Genomic DNA, 17262 nt, shown 5'->3' on the forward strand with positions numbered 1-17262 from the left:
TGTTTCGCGGTTCGTCGTGCTTCACCCGATAATGCGGATATCATTGCTCGTTCGCATCCACGATGACGCACGCCGTTACCGGCGGTCGTTTCTTTCGTGGGAAGCCGCAGACCGGCCGATCACCGCTTCGCGGCTCTCCGCCCGGCTCCTGCCGGCTTCAGAACTCTACCCGGTCGGCTTCGCGTTCGCAACTCCGTATCCGGAGTGTTCCGCACCGCCCGATCCTCAGTCTCGCTCGGCGTTCCCGCCACGATCCTGGCGCCCGTTCTCGGCCGGTTTGTCCGGCCTCCCCCGTGCAGAGAGAAAGTTACGCGGACGGCCCGTAGAAGGCAAATCAGGGTTCATCACTGGTTTGACCGACCGGCTCGCGATGGTCTTCGGCGCAGGGCATGCGATGGTCCTCGGCGCAGCCGGCGACGCGGAACCTTCTGACATGCCAGAGTGTCAGGCATGGATGAGTCCGGGCTCCGCGCCAGGGTGTTCGCCGAGGAAGCGCTGCTCGGCATTCTCCTGCCGTTCTGGCAGGTGGTGATCGGTGCGGTGGTGCTGGTCGTCCTGGTGCTCTCGGTGGGACGACTGGCCCGACGGGGTAAATCCCGGATGACCACCGCGCTGCTGGTCACCGCCGTGGCCATCGCCGGGTTCGCAGTGATCGGTGTGCTGCTCGAGGGTTGAGACTCAGAGCCGGCGGTTGGTCAGGCTCGGCAGCTCGGCCCGGATCACGGCGAGCCGATCGAGGTCCAGGTCGACGACGGAAACTCCTGGGCCATCCGGCAACTGGGTGAGGACCGTCCCCCACGGGTCGAGCACCATGCTGCGCCCGAAGCAGGTGCGACCTGGCTCGTGATCGCCGGTCTGGCCAGCCGCCGCCACGAAGCACTGGTTCTCGATCGCTCGGGCCCGCAGCAGGACCTCCCAGTGGTCCCGCCCGGTGTGCATCATGAATGCCGCCGGAACCACCAGCAGCTGTGCGCCGCCATCGGTGGCCAGCAGCCGGTACAGCTCCGGGAAGCGCAGGTCGTAGCAGATCGACAGGCCGACCCGCAGACCCTCGACGTCCACCACTACCGGTTGAACCCCGGGCGCGACACTCGCCGACTCCCGGTAGGAGACACGACCGGGGATCTCCACGTCGTACAGATGGATCTTGCGGTAGCTGGCGGCCAGATTGCCGGAGCGGTCGAAGACCAGCGACGTGTTCCAGGTGTGCTCCGGGTCCGGGCCGGCCTCGTGGAACGAGCCGGCCACCAGCCAGATCCCGAGCCGCCGGGCGATCCCGGCGAAGAAGCTGCCAACCTCCCCGTCCACGGGCTCCGCCTCGGGTAACCCGGCGGCGGGGCCGAGGTAGTCGACGTACTCCGGCAGGACGGCGAGGTCCGCGCCGCCGGCGGCGGCGCGTTCCAGCAGGACCTCCGCGGCGGCCAGGTTGGCCTTGCGGTCGTCCCGGGCGTTCAGCTGGCAAACGGCGACGCGCATGAGCACAGGGTACGGCCGGAAGGGCCAGCGCGGACAGCGTCAGAGGCTGGCCAGCACCAGAGCCCCGGCCGCGAAGCCGAGCCCGGCGATCTGTGCTCCGCGCAGCCGCTCCCGGTCGACGGCCAACGCCAACAGCACGGTGCTGGCCGGGTAGAGCGCGGCGACCGCCGCGATGATGCTCAGGTGGCCACGGGCGGCGGCCGCCAGAAAGAGCGCGTTGGCGGCGCCGTCGAGCAGACCGGCGACCGCCGCCCAGCCCAGCACCCGTCGCCCGAGCCGCAGCCGCACCCCCGTACCGACGGCCAGCGCGAGGCCGAACGCGATCGAGCTGGCTCGAACCGCCGCCACCGGCCACATGCCAGCGCTCTCGTCGGCCTGCCCGAGGAGGGTGTAGAAGACACCGAACAGCGCCCCGGCGGCGAGGGCGAGCCCGATCAGCCGTGCCGGGACGACCCGTCGGCCGCCGCTCTCCCCGAGGCTGACGAGGGCGATCGCCAGCACCGCGAGGCCGGCGCCGGTGAGTGCCAGGGCACCCGGGAAAGACGCGGTGAACAGGCCTGCGACGATCGGCACCACTGCGGCGGTGATCGCGGTGATCGGCGCCACCACGGCCATCATCCCGCCGGCGAGGGCTCGGTAGAGCAGCATGACGCCGCCCGCGCCGGCCACCCCCGCGAGCAGCCCCCAGCCGACGTCTCCGAGGTTTGGGGACCCGGGCACGACCAGGAGCAGGACGACCAGCAACGGGACGCTCAGCAGCTGGGAGATCACGGTGACGGCAATGGGGTCGGCGTAGCGGGACGCCTTACCGCCGGAGAAGTCCGCGGTGCCGAACGCGACTGCGGACAACGCAGCTAGGACAATGGGGAACATGCGCCTGTCGTACCATAATAGTGACCGTGAAGGATAGTATGATGACCGAGCTCGGATCGGATCGGGTGGGAGCGGTAACCGCCGCGGTGGCCCGACAGGTGCGCGAACTACGGGCCGCCCGAGGCTGGTCCTTCGAGGAGTTGGCGGGCCGGTCCGGGGTGAGCAAGGGGATGCTCGTGCAAATCGAGGGCGCGCGCACCAACCCGAGCGTCGGCACGCTGTGCCGGGTCGCTGACGCGTTCGGCGTCAACATCGCCCGGCTGGTCGAGCCGACCGAGGAACGGCCCGTAAAGATCACCTCGACCGCCGAGGCGCCCGTGCTCTGGCAGGGCGAGCACGGCGGCACGGCCCAGCTGTTGAGCGGGTTGGGCGAGCCGGACCTCGTCGAGCTCTGGGACTGGCGGTTGGAACCCGGCGAGGCGCACCGCTCCCCCGACCACCCGCGCGGCACCCGGGAGGTGCTGCACATCCTCGCCGGCAGCGTGGTCGTCAGGGTCGACGGGCAGGACCACCCCGTCCGGTCCGGCGAGACCATCGAGTTCCACGCGGACCGGGAGCACGGCTACCGCAACGACAGCGACGAACAAGCCCGGCTGATGATGGTGACGATCACCCCGTCGGGCGAATGGGACCGCCGAACGCGTTCACGCCGGCCGCGTCAGGACTGAGCGACCGGCGTGACACAGGGAGGATCAGGCCGACTTCTCCTCGCGGTCCCGCCGGGCCCGACGCCCGGTGAACTCGCGCGGCACGATCGTTGGGTTGACGTTCTCCAGGACCACCTCGCGGGTGATCAACACCCGGGCGGCGTCGGGGTTGCTCGGCACCTCGTACATCGCGGAGAGCAGAACCTCCTCGATGATGGCCCGCAGGCCACGGGCACCGGTGCCCCGCAGCATCGCCTGGTCGGCGATCGCCTCCAGAGCCGGCTCGTCGAACTCCAGCTCCACGCCGTCCAGCTCGAAGAGCCGCTGGTATTGCCGGACCAGGGCGTTGCGCGGCTCGGTGAGGATGCGCACGAGGGCGCTCCGGTCCAGGCTGCGCACGTTGGTGATCACCGGCAGTCGGCCGACGAACTCGGGGATCAGCCCGAACTTGAGCATGTCTTCCGGCATGACCTGGCTGAAGATGTCATCGGTCGACCGATCGGAGACCGACCGGAGCCGGGCACCGAAGCCGGTGCCGCCCTGACCGGTGCGGGACTCGATGATCTGATCGAGACCGGCGAAGGCGCCACCACAGATGAACAGCACGTTGGTGGTGTCGATCTGGATGAACTCCTGGTGCGGGTGCTTGCGACCGCCCTGCGGTGGCACGTTGGCCACCGTGCCTTCGAGCATCTTGAGCAGAGCCTGCTGCACGCCCTCACCGGAGACGTCCCGCGTGATCGACGGGTTCTCCGACTTGCGGGCGATCTTGTCGACCTCGTCGATGTAGATGATGCCGGTCTCGGCGCGCTTGATGTCGTAGTCGGCGGCCTGGATCAGCTTGAGGAGGATGTTTTCCACGTCCTCGCCGACATAGCCCGCCTCGGTGAGCGCGGTGGCGTCGGCGATGGCGAACGGCACGTTCAACATCCGCGCGAGGGTCTGCGCGAGGTGGGTCTTGCCGCACCCCGTCGGGCCGAGCAGCAGGATGTTGGACTTGGCCAGCTCGACGGCGTCACTGCCGGAGCCCGGCGCGTTGGCCGCCTCTGCCTGGATCCGCTTGTAGTGGTTGTAGACCGCGACGGCGAGCGCCTTCTTGGCCTGGTCCTGTCCCACGACGTAGTTGTCGAGGAACTGGCAGATCTCCATCGGCTTGGGAAGCTCTTCCCACTTCACCTCGCCGGACTCGGCCAACTCCTCTTCGATGATCTCGTTGCAGAGATCGATGCACTCGTCGCAGATGTAGACCCCTGGGCCCGCGATGAGTTTCTTGACCTGCTTCTGCGACTTGCCGCAGAAGGAGCATTTCAGTAGGTCGCCGCCGTCACCGATCCGTGCCACCTACGTTCTCCCTGCACTCATCGGCCGGAGACCCGGCCCTGACCTGCGGGCGCTGCGCGCCGCCCGGCTTAGTTCACCCCACCGGCTCAACCGGCGAAGCGGTACGGACCCGACGTTACCCGCTGGCGGAGCATTCTCCGACCCCCAAAACGGGTGTGTCAGAGGTCGGCCGGGAACGGAGCCCCGGCCAACCTCTGACCCGGTATTGCTCAGCTGGCGGCGTGGGTCGCCAGCAGACCCTTCTTGCGGCTGGTCAGGATCGTGTCGACCAGCCCGTACTCCTTGGACTCCTCGGCCGTCATGATCTTGTCACGGTCGATGTCCTTGCGAACCTGCTCGATCGGGCGGTTGCAGTGGCGGGACAGCATGTCCTCCAGCTGCGTACGCATGCGCAGGATCTCCCGGGCCTGGATCTCGATGTCCGAGCCCTGCCCGTAGCCGCCCTCGGTGGCCGGCTGGTGGATGATGATCCGCGAGTTCGGAAGAGCCATCCGCTTACCCGCAGTGCCCGCCGACAGCAGCACCGCTGCCGCGCTGGCGGCCTGCCCGAGGCAGACCGTCTGGATGTCCGGGCGGACGTACTGCATGGTGTCGTAGATCGCCGTCATGGCGGTGAACGAGCCACCCGGCGAGTTGATGTACATGATGATGTCGCGGTCCGGATCGGTGCCCTCAAGCGTCAGCAGCTGGGCCATCACGTCGTTGGCCGACGCGTCGTCCACCTGGACGCCGAGGAAGATGATCCGGTCCTCGAAGAGCTTGTTGTACGGGTTCGACTCCTTGACCCCGTACGACGTGCGCTCGACGAACGACGGCAGCACGTAACGGTTGTGCACGGCCGCGAACTGGGGCGGCAAGCTCAGATCGGTCATCGTCAGCTCCTCAGCTCAGGGTCCCGGCGCCATCCGGAACCTGAGCGGCTCCGATGATCACCTTGTCGATGAAGCCGTAGTCCATGGCCTCCTGGGCGGTGAACCAACGGTCCCGGTCCGAGTCCGCCTCGATCTGCGACTGGGCTTGGCCGGTGTGGTGCGCGACCCGCTCCTGGAACATCCGCTTCGTGTAGAGCATCTGCTCCGCCTGGATGGCGATGTCGGACGCCGTGCCACCCAGACCACCGGACGGCTGGTGCATCATGATCCGTGCGTGGGGCAGGGCGTAACGCTTGCCCTTGGTGCCCGCGCAGAGCAGCAGCTGGCCCATCGAGGCCGCCATGCCCATCGCCACGGTCGACACGTCGTTGTCGATGAACTGCATGGTGTCGTAGATCGCCATGCCGGAGTAGACCGAGCCACCCGGCGAGTTGATCCACAGGTTGATGTCGCGGTCCGGGTCCTCCGCGGCGAGCAGCAGCAGCTGCGCGCAGATGCGGTTGGCGACCTGGTCGGTCACCTCACTGCCCAGGAAGATGATGCGTTCCTTGAGCAACCGGTTGTAGACCGAGTCGTCGAGGTTGCCAATGGAGTCGCCACCGCGCGCGTCAATCGCCCGGAGCGACTTCTTGGGGATGTGCATGTCGGTCATGGCAGCCCTTCGCTCTCCGTACCGTCTTTCCCGACACTAACCGCTGTGCGGGGCGGCAGAGTCCCGGTCGGGGCACTGTTCGCTCTCAGCGCAGCTGTGTCGGGCGTACCCGCGGCGCGGGCTCCGGGCGTACCCGGAAAAGGATTCGGCCGCCATCCACCGCACAGCGGCGGATGGCGGCCGCACCCGACGATCAGTGGTTGTGCTCGGCCTCGTTGGCCGCACGCAGCGCGTCGAGGGTGACCTCGTTGCCGGCCGAGTCCTTGATCTTGATCCGCTCCATGACGGCCGCGAGCGCCTTGCCCCGCCGCACATCCCCGAAGACCGCGGCGGCTGCGCCGGAGCGCACCAGCTGGTCGTAGTACTGCTGAGGGGCCATCCCGGCGCGCTGCGCCCGGTGCACGATCTCGTGCCCGAACTCGTCGTCGGAGACCTGCACGTCCTCCGCGTCGGCCAGAGTGTCCAGCAGGAGCTGGACCTTCACGCCCTCGGTCGCCGCCTCGGTCAGCTCGGCGTCGATCTGCTCCTCGGTCTTGTCCTCGGCGGCGAGGTATTCCTCCATCGAGGCGCCGATCCGCTCCAGCTGGTCGACCATCGCCTGCTTGCGGCTCTCGACCTCCTCGCGGACGACACCCTCGGGGGCCGGAATCTCGGCGGCCTCGACCAGCTGCGCGAGCGCCTTGTCGCGAGCGGCGTAGATCTGCTCGACCTGCTTGCCCTGGGTGACCCGCGCCCGCAGGTCGCCGCGCAGCTCCTCGATCGTGTCGAACTCGCTCGCCATCTGGGCGAACTCGTCGTCCAGCTCCGGCAGCTCCTTCTCCTTGACCGTGCGCACGGTCACCGCCACCTCGGCGTCCCGACCGGCGAAGTCGCCACCGACCAACTGGGTGGTGAAGGTGGTGTCCTCGCCGGCGGCGAGGCCGACCACGGCCTCGTCGAGGCCCGGCAGGAGCTGCTTGCTGCCCACCTCGTGGGAGATGTTGCTCGCCTGGCCGCCCGGCACGTCCTCGCCGTCGACGGTGGCGTTCAGGTCGATCTGGACGTAGTCGCCCTCGGCGGCGGCCCGCTCGACGGTCTTCAGGGTCGCGAAACGCTCCCGCAGGCTCTTCACCTGCTCGTCGATCTCGCTCTCGTCGATCTGCAGCTCGTCGACGGTCACGTCGATGGTCGTCGCGTCCGGGATGGTGATCTCCGGACGAACGTCGACCTCAGCGGTGAAGTTCAGCGAGTCACCGTCGTTGAACTCGGTGATCTCGACCTCGGGGCGCCCCAGCGTCTTCAGGTCGTGCTCACGCACCGCGGCGAGGATGTTCTCCGGGATGGCCTCCTGGACCGCCTCATTGAGGACGGTGCCCCGGCCCACCCGCTGGTCGATCACCGCGGTCGGCACCTTGCCCCGGCGGAAGCCCGGAACCTGGACCTGCGAACCGATCTCCCGGTACGCCTTCTTGAGGCTCGGCTCGAGCTCGACGAACGGCACCTCGATGGCGAGCCGCACGCGCGTCGGGCTCAGAGTCTCGACGGTGCTCTTCACAGGCGTACTCCTTGACGGATCTCAGTTGAGTCTGGGCGTGATTCAGCCCATCGAGTGTAGGTGAGCCGGCCTGACGCACCGGCAGCGCCCGGGGACCGCACTGGGCGGCACCCGGGGCGACGCGGCCGCGGACGACAGTCGGGGTGGCGGGATTTGAACCCACGGCCCCTCGCTCCCAAAGCGAGTGCGCTACCAAGCTGCGCCACACCCCGTGGCGACGTGCAGTCTATGCCGTCGCCACGGCTCAGGCGGTGCCGGGGCATCCCCCTCCCGGACAGATCCCCCAAAAGCACCCTTACCGCCCACCTGCGCCCTCCCCCGCCACCCCGCCTCGCCCGGCCCTCGCGCTCTGGCGTCAAGATCCGCGCAACTTCGGGGAAAGTGCTGCTTCCGAACCGCGTCGAGGCCACAACATCCCTGATGTTGCGTGGATCTTCAGGCCGGCGCGGTGGTGCGGCTGCGCGGTCGGCACCGGGATTGGGTACGCTGTCAGCGCGTCCCGCACTGGCGGGGTGCACGCGGGCGTAGCTCAATGGTAGAGCTTCAGTCTTCCAAACTGACTACGCGAGTTCGATTCTCGTCGCCCGCTCAACGCTCGAAAGCCCAGGTCAGAGGCGGGGCAAGCCTCCGAGCCTCGCCCGCTCGACCACTCCCCCGCTTCGATCTTGCGGGCCCGTCCGTGGTCACCTTGGACCGCCCGGAGAAGAGCGCCAACCATGATCCTTCCGAAGGTTCGGGACTCGCGCTTCATCACGCTTCGTCGTGGCGGAACGCTCACCGATTCGGATCACCATCTCCTCGCAAGCTGCCGCGCCGGAAGGCGAGCGTGGGGCTCAGAGCCCACCCCAGGCTCATCCGAATCTGCCGCTGGCCGGGCGTCCGGAATGTGATCTTCGCCGATACGGGTCCTGCGGAGACCACGCCCGATGGCCGAGACTGTAGCGATGTCGCGAGATGTCGGGGGTGCGCCGCGTAGGCAGGTAGCGATCGCCGCTCTCCTCATCGGCGCTGGCGTGCTCATCCTCTTCGTCCCCGCCAGTGGCGAGGGCAAGGTCCTCGTGCCCCTCAGCGAGGGCCACGGACTCTCCGCCGTGGACGCGGTCGGCGCAGCATTGCTGGCGTTGGGCGGCACCTGGCTGGAAGTGCTCGTGGTCCGGCGCATGCCGCACCTCGCCCTGCCCCCACGGGTCTTGTTCGCACTCGGCCTGCTGGCCGGCCTCGGCATCGGGCTTCTGATCGCCTCGGTCTTTTCGGGGTTCTTCTGGTGGTGGGCTGTCGGTGCCACCGCGCTTGGCGTTGCCGCCCTCGTCCTCGTGCCCCTTACGGCACGCCGTTGAGGTCGCTGGCCGACCGTGGGTCGCGCCTCGACATCTGGCGCAGCCGCTCGTGATGAACGGCCACTGCCGCCGTCACGGATCAGCCGTCCCGTGTCACTAGGCGCGCGGCAGCGCGAGCCAGTCCTGCCAGGTGATGTCACGACCCAGACAGCGGGGCTGCTGGAAGGGCCAGTCGGCGGCGATCCACTGCGGCACCAACGCATCCAGCGCGCGTTCCACCTCACTGCCGACCAGGTCGTCCACCACCCACCAGGCGACCTCGCCGTCGGAGCCGCTGCGCTCGGGCGGGTCGATGTAGACGCAGCCGAGGATCGCCGTCTCCTCCTCGTCCAGCAGCGCGTAGTTGAACGACTGGTGCGCGGCTATCTCCTTCTCGTGCCGCAGAAGGTCGATGCGGTCCTCTTCGTAGGTCATCGACTCCGGGGGCCACGCCCAGGCCGGGCCGAAGATCTCCCACAAGCGCTCGCGGGAGCCCATTACGGCGGGGTAGTCGAGCGCGGTGTCCGCCTCCCGGATCGGCCGCAGGTGCAGCGTGGTGTCGGGCACGGGCACGTAGACCGGGTGGACGAAGTCGTCAGGCAGCCAACTCACAAGGGCCGAGGCTACAAGTCGCAGTCGAGCAGCCCGAGCCGGAAGGCGAGCCAGTCGACAGTGTCCTCCGGGCGGCCTCCGGCAGGAGCAACCGCCGCCCACGGTGCCGGTAGTCGGGTCGCCCCGACGCGCGAGCCCGTCGAACCGCCGTGCGAACAGCGGCTCAACGAGCCTCGCGTGTCACTTCAGGTGGAACCGTTCGTCGACCGCGAGGGCCGCCAGCTGAGGCACGGAGAACGGCAACCGCGTCAACGCCGGACGGCTCTCGTCGAGCTTCGCGCCCTGCGCCACGAAGACCACCACACCATCCGGGTGCCGGTAGGCCGACCACTGGTCGAGCCGATCGTCGTTGCCCGGACGGGCCACCACACCGACCTGCGCCGCGCCGACGGTCTCGACCCGGCAGTCGCCCTGCATGCCCCAGAAACCTCGGGCCAGCGCGCACGGGTCGGTCGGCAGTTGGTTGCCGGCGTCGTGCACCTCGACGAGCACTCGCCCGGTGCCCTTGCCCTGGGCCACGGCGACCGAGGACAGGTAACTCCACAGGTCGACGCCGTTCACCTTGTCCTCGAATTGCGCCTGGTGGGTCCGCAGCGTCCTCTGCTCGGCGGGCTGGTTGGCTGGGTCCTCCGGCTTGGTGTAGCCGGCGGGTACGACAGCGACGACCTCACTGAGCAGGCGGAGTCCCTGGTCGTGCTTGGACCCGGCCCGCGCGGTACGGTCCTCCTGCGGGCGACCGTCCGGCCCGGTCGGCCACGCCTCCTTGGTGTCCGCCGACGAATCCGGGGTTGCCAGTGGCCCGGAACCCGCCGGTTGGTAGACGTGACCGCCCGGAGTGGCGATGGCCGCGAAGCCGGTGACCGCCAGGACGACGGCCGCCGACCCGAGAGACGCCCACACGGCACGGCGGCGGAACTGCGCCCGCCGCGCCGCGCCGAGCGTGGCCCCCGTACTCGATGGTGGTGGTGGGGTGGTGTTCGCCATTTCGCTGCGCAGCCCCTCGCGCAACTCTTCTTCCTTCATCGCTCCCCCATCTCGGTCCCGCTGTAGGTGGGTGCCAGGAGGCCGCGCAACGTGTCGAGCCCGCGTGCCGACTGGCTCTTCACCGTCCCTGGAGAGCACTCCAGCAGCGTCGCGACATCCTCGATCGACAGGTCCTCCCAGTACCGGAGAACCAGGACGGCCCGCTGGCGCGGCGCCACGGAGGCCAGCGCCTGGAGCAGCAGCAGTCGGCTCTCCGGCGAGTCGGGCGGGGCCACCTGTTCGGTGCTCTCGCCCCCCACCCGTTCACGCCGCCACCAGCCGCGACGCCGCTCATCGAGGAATGTCCGGATCAGGATCTGGCGCACGTAGCTGTCGAGCACCTCGTGTCGGGAGATCCGGCTCCAGACGCGGTAGAGCTTGACGAACGTGGTCTGGACCAGGTCTTCCGCCCGGTGCCAGTCGCCGCACAGCAGGTACGCGGTGCTGCGCATGGCGCCGGACCTTGCCGCGAAGTACTCGGCGAACGCCTCGTCGCGATCGCTCATTCAGGCCTCCGATCCCCGTTTCGAGATAGTCACGCGGGGTCTGGCTCGCAGGGTTGCTCCTGAACTCGCGCACATGTCACGGGGATCAACGCCGAACGGCGTCCGGAGGCTACAACCGCGTAGGTCCAGATGTTTGGATCATCGACGAGATTCCTTGACAGATAACGATCTATGCACTGGTGTAAGGACCAGAGACATCGATGTCCGTCAGGAGGGCACATGATCGTCCGACGACGGTGGACAGCTGCCGCCACCACAGCGATCCTGTTCAGCGCAGTGTTGTCCCACCCTGGTCCGGGAACCGCGGCCCCCGCCGATCCGGCCCCACCGATCACCCTGAGCGCCACCGAAACCGCCCTGGTCCGGGTGCAGTTACGCGATCAGGCGCAGCTCGACCGGCTGGTCGCCTCCGGTGCGGACCTGGCCAACCGACCCCGGGCCCGGGACGGGCGGGTCATCGCCGACCTGGTGCTCACCGGCGCGCAGCTCGCCGAGCTGACCGCACAGGGCGCCACGGCCGTGCAGATCGTGCAGCGCGCCGAGGACGGCAGCCGGAACTACGCCGACAGCGTCCGCGCGGCGCAGGCCCGCACCGCAGCCGGGCTACGCGCCTCGGCCACCAGCCAGCGGACGACCGCTGCCGCCACGGCGGTGGACACTCTCCAGGTCCAGCAGGCGTACTGGTGGACAACGGGTGGACAGACGTTCCTGCAGGCGCAGGTGGCCACCACCGCCACCGACGACCCGGATGTCGAGATCACCGTCAACTGGCGAGCGGCGGACGGCACCACAGGGTCGTTCCCGTTGTACCGGTTCGAGGACTCCGGCGAGTACCAGTACCACTACACGCTCCCCCAACCCGTACCGAGTCGACCGGTCCAGCTCAGCGCCACGTCCAGCCTCGGCGGGGTCAGCCGCGTGGTCACCCCGACGCTCTGGCCGAACGCCACCCCACCGCCGCTGCCGGCCGGCTACCAGAAGGACTTCATCGACGCCTACCTGACGCCGGTCGACATCCAGGCGCGGATCAAGCGGCTGGCCCGCCAGTACCGGGACCTGGTCGACGTGATCGACCTGCCGAACCGGACCCAGGGGTACCGACGCACCGCCGCCGCGTACCTCGGTGACCCGACGGTGGCCGCCGTGGTCGTGGAGTCGATCCGCTTCGGCGACCAGAACATGAACGGCGTACAGGTGCGGACGATCGACCCGGGCCGGCCGAACCGGCCGCTGACCGTCGGCTACCGCGATCGCGTTCTCACGGTGTCACTGGCAACCGACACCGCGGGCAAGACCGTGAGCACCACCGACGAGGTGGCGGCCGCGATCAACGCCCGCCAACCGAACCGGTTCCGGGCCACCGTCGAGGACGGCTCGACCGGGCTGCCGATGCCGGTCGCCGGTCCGGCCCGGCTCGACGACGGGCTGCAGGGCACCGAAGTTCCGGCGCGGCCGTGGACCGTACAGGCGCTGCGCCTCGGCGTGCACCGCGACGGCTCCCGGGTCGGGGTGCTGGCGTACTCGCAGGAACACGCCCGGGAGTGGGCCACCCCGCTGGTGACGCTGGAGTTCGCCGAGCGGATGCTGGCCAACTACCGCACCGACCCAGCCACCCGTGAGCTGCTGGAACAGGTCGACGTCTTCGTCATCCCGACGGTCAACCCGGACGGCGCGAACTATTCGTTCAACGACTTCAACTTCCAGCGCAAGAACCTGGTCAACCACTGCACCGGGCCGGCGCGCGACCCGAAGAACCGCACCGCGTGGGGCGTCGACATCAACCGCAACTACACCGTCGGGTCGTACTTCGACGGGTACGTGGGCGCGAGCGCCAACTGCCTCTCCGGCAACTACGCGGGTCCGGCGGAGTTGTCCGAGGCCGAGAGCGGCAACGTGATCGCACTCGCCAAGGACCACCCGAACATCAAGTTCGCGATGAACGTGCACTCCTACGGCGGGTACTTCATGTGGCCGCCGGGGGCGTACCGGGCCGACGGCAGGGTCACCCTGCCCCGGCCGTCGATCGACGAGTCGACGCTGTTCCTGAACAGCGCCCGGCGGATCGTCGGCGCCATCGCGCAGGAACGCGGCACCGTCACCTGGCCGTCGCAGACCGGGCCGGTCGCCGACGTGCTCTACTCCGCCGCGGGCAACTCGGCCGACCAGCTCTACTACGAGCTCGGCATCTTCGCCTGGGACTTCGAGGTCGGCAACGACCGGTGGAACCCGGCCACCAGCCAGTGGGAGGGCGTCGGCTTCCAGCCGCCGTTCGACGAGGCGCACGGCGAGTCCCAGGAGTACGCCGGCGGGCTGGTCGAGCTGGTGCGGGTGGCCCGCGACCACGCGGCGGCCCAGCCGGCTGGCTGATCCCTCAGCGGTGCCGTGTCCGCCGGGCGCGGCACCGCTGGCCGGATTTCAGTCGTTTCCGCCAATGGCTGGAGGGTAGGGCCTTCACATGGACACGGACACCACGGCCCACCTGCTTGGCGGCCCCCGAGACGGCAGCACCCACGAGACCGGCAATGAGGCACTCGTCGAGGTGGAGATCGACGGCATGATGCATCGCTACATCAAGACCACCAAGCAGCACGACGACGGCCGACCGCTCTACAACTACGACGGGATGGTCGCCCCCGACGGCGGCGAGCCCGGCGTCGAGGACCCGGCCGCCCGGGTCGCGTCGCCCCGAGCCGACGCCGAGGGGCACGGCGGCACACACTGACCGTCGCACCGGCGGAACCGAGCAGCCCCGGACGGGGTACCAGTCGGACCGGCCGGCCACGGATGAACCGTGGCCGGCCGGGTAAGCAGCGGCCTGGCCTGGTGGGGAGACGACCGGTGTCGCGGTGTGCCGCGACGGGGCGCGCGGGCGGGCGGCGGATGCCGACCCGCCCCGCGTTTCCCCGGTCGTCAGTTCGACGAGATCCAGTTCCAGGCCGACACGACCCACTCGGTCTGCTGGAGCCAGGTCACACCGAGGCCGGCGAGGAACACCGCGGTCGCCAGGTGGGCACCTCGGGCGCTGCGGCGGACCCGTCCCAGCTGCCGCTCCAGCACCACCCGGCCGATCAGACGGAACAGGGCGAACAGGCCGATCGCCACCAGCAGGCTGAGCACCAGCACCAGCAGCGGACCGGACAGGTCGCCCTGACCGGAGAGCGCCCAGATCCCCCAGCACACGAACGCGAAGAGCCCGGCCACCGTGCTCCACTCACCGCCGCGACGCAGCTGGGCCATCCGCGAACTCAGCGATCGGCGCGGCGGGACCGGCCCGCCCGGCCAGCCGGTGCCGGTCGGCTCCTGCTCGACCACCGGGAACGGCTCGGTCCGCGGCTGCGCGGCTGACCCACCGGGGCCACGCCCCTGCGGAACCCGTCGCGCTGCTGCGGCACCCCGACGCCCGCCTGCGGTGGCACCTCCACCGTCCGCTCCGCCCACGGCTGCGTCTGGTCTGCCATCTCGTCCTCCCCCTGACCGACGACATCACCGCCGCCTGAATCCGAGGGTAGCCAGCCGGCAAATCGGTCGCCGAACCCGCCCGAGACGCCGACCGACGCGACGGTGCCGATTCCCACGCCGGGCAGGGTACGGTCGGCTGATGGGTGACCCCGACCGACGACGGCGACGACTGCGCCACCACCCCGACCCCGAGCCGGCCGGAAGGGGCACCGACGGCCCGACGGCCAGCACCGCGAGCGTGCACGACGGTGACGACCCGCCGCCGCGCCGCAGGAGCCCAGGCGGCGACGAGCGTGACGGCGAGCGGGGGCTGCGCGGGTTGGTCGGTTCCGGCTCGTCCCAGGTGGGGCTGAGCGCCGCGCTGCGGGCCCGGGACGCGGCCCGACCCAGCGAGGACGACCTGGCCGAGGCGGAGGCCCGGGTGGTGGTCGTCCGACGTAACTGGGTGCCCCGCGAGGAGCTGCCCCGCTCGCCGCGCTGACCGACAGGTGGGTCAGGGCAGGTCGGGCAGTTGCCTCGTCCGCTCGTACTCGGCCACCTGGTTGATCCGACGGGCATGCCGCTCGTTGCCGGAGAACGGGGTGTTCAGGAACGCCTCGACGATGGCGGTGGCCTCGTCCAGCGTGTGCTGGCGGGCGCCGACCGCGACCACGTTCGCGTCGTTGTGCTGGCGGGCCAGCTGAGCGGTCTCCACGTTCCAGGCCAGCGCGGCGCGAACCCCGGCGACCTTGTTCGCGGCGATCTGCTCACCGTTGCCGGACCCACCGATGACCACCCCGAGGCCCGTCCCGTCGGCCACCACCTGGTCGCCGGTGTGCAGGCAGAACGTCGGGTAGTCGTCGTCCGGGTCGTAGCCCCGCGGACCGACGTCGACCACCTCGTACCCCTGCATGGCCAGGTGGTTGGCCAGGTGCACCTTCAACTCGAAACCGGCGTGATCGGATCCCAGGTAGACGCGCATACCGGGCAGTCTGTCAGGCCGCGCTCGGGGACGTCGCAGGGGCGGCGTCCCCGAGCCGGGTTCGTCACACGGTCGTGGGTGCGGCAGCTCAGCGCGGCAGCTCAGCGCGGCAGCTCAGCGACGACCAGGCCGCCGCGCGCCTTCGGGGTGAACCAGGTGCTCTTGCGGGGCATCTTCTCCCGGGCCAGGTTCACCGCGACGAAGTCCGACACGGTCACCGGCGCGATCAGAATCGCCAGCTCCGCCCGACCGGCGTCGACCTCACCGGTGAGCCAGCTCGCCGGGTAGTCACCGCCGACGTACGTGATCCGCTTGTCGCCCGGGTCCAACCCGAGCGCGTCGCGCAGCAGCAGCCGTTCGACCAGGGCGTGGTCCAGGTTTTCCAGGCGCCCGGAGGCCGTGGCGGGCAGGCGCACCGCGTACCCCTGGCCGTCGAGGCGGAGGTGCACGGAGCCGCCGGCCGCCGGGACCTCGACCGGGCCGTCGATCGGCTCGACCTCGGCGCCCGCGGCCCGCAGCCGGTCGAGCAGCTCGGCCGGTGTGGTGGTCAGCTCGCTGACCAGCCGGTTGTACGGCTGGATGGCCACCGACGCGGGCGTGGTGACCACGGCCAGGAAGCGCGACAGCCCGCCGGTCTGGGCGGCCAGGCTGCGGTGGTTGCCGTCCGCGACGACCAGATCGCCGCCGCCGGCGAGGGCAGTCAGCGCGGCCTGCTCCGGGCCCGGGCCGAGCAGCCAGATGGCGTGCGTGCGCCCCGCCTGGTCGGTGTCCGTTGCGGCGGGCACGCCGGCCGTGTCGGTCGCCGCCGCGAGCGCGGCGTGCAGCTCGTCGCCACGCCCGGTCTGCAGCAGGAGTACGGGTGAGAGCAGGTGGCCCAGCGCCTCGGCCAGCGCAACCCGCTCGCGCACCTTGGCGATGAAGACGTCCTCGTTGCGGATGACCAGGCCCGGCTCGTCGGCCCGGGTGGAGATCTGGTCGGTGTCCACCATCGCGAACAGCCCGTACGCCGGCTCTTCACCGGGCGCGCTGATCCGGTAGAGCACCACCACCTGCTCGGCGGGGGTGTAGCTGCCGTCGGCCTTGGCCTCGGCGAAACGGGCCACCGCGTCCGGCAGCGCGTCGAGGAACGACTTGCCCAGGCTCTGCGGGGCGCGATGCGGCATCTCGATGCCGAGGGCACTGTGCGGGTTCGACTCGATGATCGCGGTGATCTCCGCGTCGTCGGCGAACTCGTCATAGTTTTGCGCGCCGGTGCCACCAGTGGTGACCCAGGCCCGGGAGATCGGATGCACGACCGTCATGCCCACTGACGCTACCGGCGACGGTGCCGCCGCCGCCGGGGACCCACGGGGCGTCCACCAGATGAAAGCGCCGAGCCGGGCAGGGTGCTCAGCCGGCGCGGCCGGATGTGCCCCGACGGTGCCGGCCAGCGGATGCCGGCCCACCGTTGCCCCGTCGGCCAGTCGCGGCCGGGCCGGTGGGCACGGTGCGGCGGGGTGACGCGGGCGGCCCCGGCACGGGACGTTCGGGGGCGGCGACGGCACGGGCCGCGGGCTCAACGGCGGCGTCGGCACCGGACGCGGGGCGGCGGGTGCCGGCGGAGGCGGCGCGGGTTCGGCCGGTGCCGCCGCCGACGGCGCGAGTTCGGCCGCTGCCGGCGCGAGTTCGGCCGCTGCTGCCGGCACGGGTTCGGCCGGTGCCGCCGGCACGGGCAGATCTGGAGCGGAGGTCGGGAGATCGACCGGCACGGTGTCGACGGCCGACGTCAGCGGGTCGGCCGACACGGGCGGGGTGAGCCGGGAGGTCACCGGCACCCGGGCCACGCCCACCACGATGGGCGGGGCGAGCAGGTCCACCAGGTGGGCGGGTAGGTCCGGGCGGACCGCCGGCCAGCGGGAGTCGTCGACGGACCAGTAGGCCGCGCCGGGAGTCTCGATCACCCCCTGCCGGGTCAGCTGATCGTCACCGGACGCACGGTGCTTGGCCATCG

At 70.2% G+C, this 17262-nt stretch carries 17 protein-coding genes, 2 tRNA genes and 2 pseudogenes; 8 read left to right on the forward strand and 13 right to left on the reverse strand.

Going from position 1 to position 17262, the window contains the following annotated elements:
- The first annotated feature begins 450 nt into the window (after nt 1-450).
- Nucleotides 451-675, forward strand: coding sequence for a hypothetical protein (locus PCA76_RS26135; protein WP_272613079.1), 225 nt, complete (start codon nt 451-453; stop codon nt 673-675).
- A 3-nt stretch (nt 676-678) separates the two neighbouring features.
- Here the strand turns inward: PCA76_RS26135 and PCA76_RS26140 are convergent, their stop codons facing one another.
- Both PCA76_RS26140 and PCA76_RS26145 read right to left on the reverse strand, forming a co-directional pair.
- Nucleotides 679-1476, reverse strand: a complete 798-nt coding sequence (locus tag PCA76_RS26140) for a carbon-nitrogen hydrolase family protein (RefSeq protein WP_272613080.1) — start codon at nt 1474-1476, stop codon at nt 679-681.
- A gap of 39 nt (nt 1477-1515) precedes the next feature.
- A complete protein-coding gene (locus tag PCA76_RS26145; RefSeq protein WP_272613081.1) occupies nt 1516-2349 on the reverse strand; it encodes a DMT family transporter in 834 nt (277 codons plus the stop codon).
- A gap of 41 nt (nt 2350-2390) precedes the next feature.
- Here PCA76_RS26145 and PCA76_RS26150 point away from each other — a divergent pair, with 41 nt between their 5' ends.
- Nucleotides 2391-3017: a helix-turn-helix domain-containing protein gene (locus PCA76_RS26150; RefSeq protein ID WP_272613083.1), complete on the forward strand. Its 627-nt coding sequence runs from the start codon at nt 2391-2393 to the stop codon at nt 3015-3017.
- Nucleotides 3018-3041: 24 nt separating this feature from the next.
- On the opposite strand, the gene clpX is transcribed toward PCA76_RS26150, so the two are convergent.
- The 5 genes from clpX to PCA76_RS26175 all read right to left on the reverse strand — a co-directional run bounded on the left by clpX (nt 3042) and on the right by PCA76_RS26175 (nt 7607).
- Nucleotides 3042-4337, reverse strand: a complete 1296-nt coding sequence (gene clpX / locus PCA76_RS26155) for an ATP-dependent Clp protease ATP-binding subunit ClpX (protein WP_007464107.1) — start codon at nt 4335-4337, stop codon at nt 3042-3044.
- 209 nt (nt 4338-4546) lie between these two features.
- Nucleotides 4547-5209 (reverse strand): ATP-dependent Clp protease proteolytic subunit, encoded by a 663-nt coding sequence (locus tag PCA76_RS26160; protein ID WP_272613084.1) that lies wholly within the window; start codon nt 5207-5209, stop codon nt 4547-4549.
- 10 nt (nt 5210-5219) lie between these two features.
- Nucleotides 5220-5861 carry an ATP-dependent Clp protease proteolytic subunit gene (locus tag PCA76_RS26165; protein WP_252419736.1) on the reverse strand — a complete coding sequence of 214 codons (642 nt, stop codon included), beginning with the start codon at nt 5859-5861 and terminating at the stop codon, nt 5220-5222.
- Between the two features lie 193 nt (nt 5862-6054).
- Entirely contained in the window at nt 6055-7395 is a 1341-nt protein-coding gene (gene tig / locus PCA76_RS26170) for a trigger factor (RefSeq protein ID WP_272613085.1), read from the reverse strand.
- A gap of 138 nt (nt 7396-7533) precedes the next feature.
- Nucleotides 7534-7607: transfer RNA gene (locus PCA76_RS26175), tRNA-Pro, on the reverse strand.
- A gap of 306 nt (nt 7608-7913) precedes the next feature.
- On the opposite strand from PCA76_RS26175, the gene PCA76_RS26180 reads away from it, so the two are divergent.
- The 3 genes and pseudogenes from PCA76_RS26180 (at nt 7914) to PCA76_RS26185 (ending at nt 8732) form a co-directional block, all read left to right on the forward strand.
- Nucleotides 7914-7984, forward strand: a tRNA-Gly gene (locus tag PCA76_RS26180).
- Nucleotides 7985-8111: 127 nt separating this feature from the next.
- Nucleotides 8112-8198 (forward strand): annotated as a pseudogene (locus PCA76_RS32895) (putative immunity protein); the annotation flags it as partial.
- Between the two features lie 141 nt (nt 8199-8339).
- The gene (locus PCA76_RS26185) at nt 8340-8732 is read left to right on the forward strand and encodes a hypothetical protein (protein ID WP_272613086.1); all 393 of its coding nucleotides are present in this window, start codon (nt 8340-8342) and stop codon (nt 8730-8732) included.
- 96 nt (nt 8733-8828) lie between these two features.
- Here the strand turns inward: PCA76_RS26185 and PCA76_RS26190 are convergent, their stop codons facing one another.
- The 3 genes from PCA76_RS26190 to PCA76_RS26200 all read right to left on the reverse strand — a co-directional run bounded on the left by PCA76_RS26190 (nt 8829) and on the right by PCA76_RS26200 (nt 10852).
- A complete protein-coding gene (locus tag PCA76_RS26190; protein ID WP_272613087.1) occupies nt 8829-9323 on the reverse strand; it encodes a GNAT family N-acetyltransferase in 495 nt (164 codons plus the stop codon).
- A 180-nt stretch (nt 9324-9503) separates the two neighbouring features.
- On the reverse strand, nt 9504-10346 hold the full coding sequence (locus PCA76_RS26195) for a hypothetical protein (RefSeq protein ID WP_272613088.1): 843 nt from the start codon (nt 10344-10346) through the stop codon (nt 9504-9506).
- Entirely contained in the window at nt 10343-10852 is a 510-nt protein-coding gene (locus PCA76_RS26200; RefSeq protein ID WP_272613089.1) for a SigE family RNA polymerase sigma factor, read from the reverse strand. The genes PCA76_RS26195 and PCA76_RS26200 overlap by 4 nt, the downstream gene beginning before the upstream one ends.
- A gap of 219 nt (nt 10853-11071) precedes the next feature.
- Between PCA76_RS26200 and PCA76_RS26205 the strand changes: the two genes are divergently transcribed.
- Nucleotides 11072-13219 (forward strand): M14 family zinc carboxypeptidase, encoded by a 2148-nt coding sequence (locus PCA76_RS26205; RefSeq protein WP_272613091.1) that lies wholly within the window; start codon nt 11072-11074, stop codon nt 13217-13219.
- 88 nt (nt 13220-13307) lie between these two features.
- On the forward strand, nt 13308-13574 hold the full coding sequence (locus PCA76_RS26210; RefSeq protein WP_272613092.1) for a hypothetical protein: 267 nt from the start codon (nt 13308-13310) through the stop codon (nt 13572-13574).
- 188 nt (nt 13575-13762) lie between these two features.
- Here PCA76_RS26210 and PCA76_RS26215 read toward each other — a convergent pair.
- Nucleotides 13763-14310 (reverse strand): annotated as a pseudogene (locus PCA76_RS26215) (hypothetical protein).
- Between the two features lie 140 nt (nt 14311-14450).
- Between PCA76_RS26215 and PCA76_RS26220 the strand changes: the two are divergent.
- Nucleotides 14451-14792, forward strand: coding sequence for a hypothetical protein (locus tag PCA76_RS26220; RefSeq protein WP_272613093.1), 342 nt, complete (start codon nt 14451-14453; stop codon nt 14790-14792).
- A gap of 12 nt (nt 14793-14804) precedes the next feature.
- Here PCA76_RS26220 and PCA76_RS26225 read toward each other — a convergent pair whose 3' ends face one another.
- Complete coding sequence (locus PCA76_RS26225) at nt 14805-15272, reverse strand: ribose-5-phosphate isomerase (RefSeq protein WP_272613094.1); 468 nt, start codon at nt 15270-15272, stop codon at nt 14805-14807.
- A 101-nt stretch (nt 15273-15373) separates the two neighbouring features.
- Entirely contained in the window at nt 15374-16573 is a 1200-nt protein-coding gene (locus PCA76_RS26230; RefSeq protein ID WP_272619622.1) for a DUF1015 family protein, read from the reverse strand.
- Nucleotides 16574-17262 lie beyond the last annotated feature (689 nt).

Source organism: Micromonospora sp. LH3U1, from assembly GCF_028475105.1.
GTDB lineage: Bacteria > Actinomycetota > Actinomycetes > Mycobacteriales > Micromonosporaceae > Micromonospora.

Excerpts from the sequence above, each read along its gene's own strand:
- PCA76_RS26135 (WP_272613079.1), top strand. The coding sequence starts at position 451 with ATGGATGAGTCCGGGCTCCGCGCCAGGGTGTTCGCCGAGGAAGCGCTG.
- PCA76_RS26140 (WP_272613080.1), bottom strand. The coding sequence starts at position 1,476 with ATGCGCGTCGCCGTTTGCCAGCTGAACGCCCGGGACGACCGCAAGGCC.
- PCA76_RS26145 (WP_272613081.1), bottom strand. The coding sequence starts at position 2,349 with ATGTTCCCCATTGTCCTAGCTGCGTTGTCCGCAGTCGCGTTCGGCACC.
- PCA76_RS26150 (WP_272613083.1), top strand. The coding sequence starts at position 2,391 with ATGACCGAGCTCGGATCGGATCGGGTGGGAGCGGTAACCGCCGCGGTG.
- PCA76_RS26160 (WP_272613084.1), bottom strand. The coding sequence starts at position 5,209 with ATGACCGATCTGAGCTTGCCGCCCCAGTTCGCGGCCGTGCACAACCGT.
- PCA76_RS26165 (WP_252419736.1), bottom strand. The coding sequence starts at position 5,861 with ATGACCGACATGCACATCCCCAAGAAGTCGCTCCGGGCGATTGACGCG.
- PCA76_RS26185 (WP_272613086.1), top strand. The coding sequence starts at position 8,340 with ATGTCGCGAGATGTCGGGGGTGCGCCGCGTAGGCAGGTAGCGATCGCC.
- PCA76_RS26195 (WP_272613088.1), bottom strand. The coding sequence starts at position 10,346 with ATGAAGGAAGAAGAGTTGCGCGAGGGGCTGCGCAGCGAAATGGCGAAC.
- PCA76_RS26200 (WP_272613089.1), bottom strand. The coding sequence starts at position 10,852 with ATGAGCGATCGCGACGAGGCGTTCGCCGAGTACTTCGCGGCAAGGTCC.
- PCA76_RS26205 (WP_272613091.1), top strand. The coding sequence starts at position 11,072 with ATGATCGTCCGACGACGGTGGACAGCTGCCGCCACCACAGCGATCCTG.
- PCA76_RS26210 (WP_272613092.1), top strand. The coding sequence starts at position 13,308 with ATGGACACGGACACCACGGCCCACCTGCTTGGCGGCCCCCGAGACGGC.
- PCA76_RS26220 (WP_272613093.1), top strand. The coding sequence starts at position 14,451 with ATGGGTGACCCCGACCGACGACGGCGACGACTGCGCCACCACCCCGAC.
- PCA76_RS26225 (WP_272613094.1), bottom strand. The coding sequence starts at position 15,272 with ATGCGCGTCTACCTGGGATCCGATCACGCCGGTTTCGAGTTGAAGGTG.
- PCA76_RS26230 (WP_272619622.1), bottom strand. The coding sequence starts at position 16,573 with ATGACGGTCGTGCATCCGATCTCCCGGGCCTGGGTCACCACTGGTGGC.